Below are 2,612 nucleotides of genomic sequence, written 5' to 3'. Positions count from 1 at the left end.
CAGGTGTGGTATTCTACCTGGGCTGTATTATACTGATGGCCACTGTAGGCCGTGAAGGTACCATCCTGTTTTTTAACAGTTTGCTCCACGGACTTGACACCAGCCCCATCATCAGAATGGACGTACCCTGGACCGAAGCACTCATCGGACTGGTAGAAATGTTCATACTGGGCTGGTTATTTGGCGCACTCATAGCTACGGTCTACAATATATCTTTTAATAAAAAATACCGATGATTTAGTAAGGATGATAGACTATGTATGGCTGATTTGGTCTTTGACCATTCTTGCAGTATGGGGAATGATTTTTTTATTTAGAAAAGATTACAGAAAGGTGATGCTCAAAATGAGCCTCATCACTATGCCTTTTGGCCTGACAGAACCCTTGTTTGTTCCTGAATATTGGAACCCTCCTTCACTTTTTGATCTGGCTCAGCGTACAGGTTTTGATATGGAAAGCCTGATCTTTTCGTTTGCCATCGGAGGCATAGGTTCAGTGCTATATCAGTTGGTTTTTAAAAAAGTAACCGTTGAAATGCACCCATCAGAACGCACGCATAGACGCCATCGGATGCATCGGTATATCTTGTTTGTTCCTCCGGTAGTATTTCTCATCCTTGCTTATTTCACCAGTCTAAATCATATTTATTGTGGCATTTTAGCCATGTTTACCGGTACAATTGCCACCTTATACTGTCGCCCTGATCTTAAAGGCAAGATATGGATCGGTGGTTTTCTATTTACCCTGTTGTACTTTATTTATTTCGGTAGCATCTTACCATTTTTCCCCGAGTATGTGAACCTCTACTGGAACCTTGATGCTTTGACGCATATACTCATATTGGGAGTACCCCTGGAAGAACTTCTATTTGCTTTCACCTTTGGCATGTATTGGTCAAGCCTGTTTGAGCATCTGTACTGGCAAAAATTACAAGAACACCCTTTAAAAATGCATGTTTATGAATGAATATTGTAATACAGATGAGATGGTTTGCTTACCGGAAACCAATATGCCCCGGCTTGTCATTATTGGAGGAGGCTTTGCGGGACTTGCTCTTGCTAAGGCATTAAAGAGAAGTAGGATACAGGTTGTGCTGGTTGATAGACATAACTTTCATCAATTCCAGCCACTATTTTATCAGGTGGCTACCAGTGGCCTGGAGCCGGATAGCATCGTATTCCCATTTCGCAAACAAATCAGTGGTAATAAAAATACAATATTCAGGTACGCCACAGTTCAGCAAATAGAAGCAAAACAAAACCGGGTATTAACCAATAAAGGTATCATTGACTATGATTTCCTGGTTATAGCCACTGGGACTAAAACCAATTTTTTTGGCTTGACCGATATTGAAAAGTGGAGCTTGGGCATGAAAAGCATTCAGGATTCCCTGAATATTCGCCATACCATGATCCAGAACCTGGAGCAAGCAGCTATCACCTGTGATGAACATGAAAAAGACATTCTCACCAATTTTATTATAGTGGGTGGAGGCCCTGCCGGGGTTGAAATGGCAGGTGCCCTTGCAGAATTCAAGAAATATATATTACCGGGAGATTATCCGGAATACTCCTCCGAAATAATGGATATCTATCTGCTGGAGGCAGGTGATCAATTGCTGGCATCCATGTCTGACAAAGCTTCAGAAAAGGCACTGAAATATTTGACCCGGCTGGGCGTACAGGTTATGCTTGAGGAAGCAGTAGAACATTATGATGGATCGGCTGTCTCAACAAATTCAGGAAAGAAACTCTACGCTAGGAATCTGATCTGGACTGCCGGGGTAACAGGAGATTTTCCTGAAGGTATTGGAGAAGAAAGTATTGTTCGGGGAAACAGACTTCAAGTGAATAACACCCTGCTGGTAAAAGGGTACACCAATATTTTTGCCATTGGCGATATAGCTGCAGTAGTCAGCCAAAGAACACCCAAAGGCCATCCTCAGGTGGCACAGGTGGCCATCCAACAGGGTAAGTATCTGGGTGAAGTGATTAAGTACAGAATTGCGGGTAGAGAATATTCAAAACCATTTCGTTATCTGGATAAAGGGTCACTGGCCACTGTCGGTAAAAGAAGGGCGGTAGCCGATCTGGGTAAATTTCGGTTTGGTGGGTATATCGCCTGGTTTTTATGGTCGGTAGTACATCTTTTTTCCATTAGCGGTTTCCGAAATAAGCTGATGGTAGCACTGAACTGGGTGTGGAATTATTTCACCTATGACAAAGGCAATCGGCTAATCATCCGGGAGTACAAAAACAAGGACTTAGAAAAGGAGGAGTCCAAATGATTACCCGCCTAAACAACTCTTTGAATAATCTGGTAAAGAACCAATCAGCTTCAGGGATTGCCATTTTTCTGGCTGTACTGGTAGCCATGATCTGGGCTAATTCCCCATTCGGGGAAGTATATCAAAACTTTATTCACACTGAAATCTCGCTCTTGGTTGGGGAATTTGCTTTGTCAGAGTCACTATTACTTTGGGTAAATGATGGCTTAATGGCGATCTTCTTCCTACAGGTAGGCCTGGAGTTGAAAAGGGAAATTATAGGAGGAAAACTGTCTTCTTTCAGAAAAGCTATTTTGCCTATCGGAGCAGCTATTGGCGGCATGGT

4 protein-coding genes are annotated in these 2,612 nt (G+C 42.6%); all 4 read left to right on the top strand.

Translation table 11 applies throughout. The features are described 5' to 3' along the window. Nucleotides 1–236: DUF5676 family membrane protein (locus AAC037_RS23310; RefSeq protein WP_339906011.1), on the top strand; the 236-nt coding region annotated here is incomplete at its 5' end. Between the two features lie 10 nt (nucleotides 237–246). Further along, entirely contained in the window at nucleotides 247–966 is a 720-nt protein-coding gene (locus AAC037_RS23305; RefSeq protein ID WP_339906009.1) for a lycopene cyclase domain-containing protein, read from the top strand. Continuing rightward, entirely contained in the window at nucleotides 959–2,287 is a 1,329-nt protein-coding gene (locus tag AAC037_RS23300) for an NAD(P)/FAD-dependent oxidoreductase (RefSeq protein WP_339906008.1), read from the top strand. Before AAC037_RS23305 ends, AAC037_RS23300 begins: the two co-directional genes overlap by 8 nt. Then, on the top strand, nucleotides 2,284–2,612 hold a 329-nt coding region (locus AAC037_RS23295), incomplete at its 3' end, for a Na+/H+ antiporter NhaA (protein WP_339906007.1). The genes AAC037_RS23300 and AAC037_RS23295, both read left to right, overlap by 4 nt.

Origin of the sequence: uncultured Cyclobacterium sp., from assembly GCF_963976465.1 — a bacterium.
Lineage (GTDB): Bacteria > Bacteroidota > Bacteroidia > Cytophagales > Cyclobacteriaceae > Cyclobacterium.
Note: the sequence above shows the minus strand (reverse complement) of the source record. Positions and strands in the feature narration are given on the sequence as shown.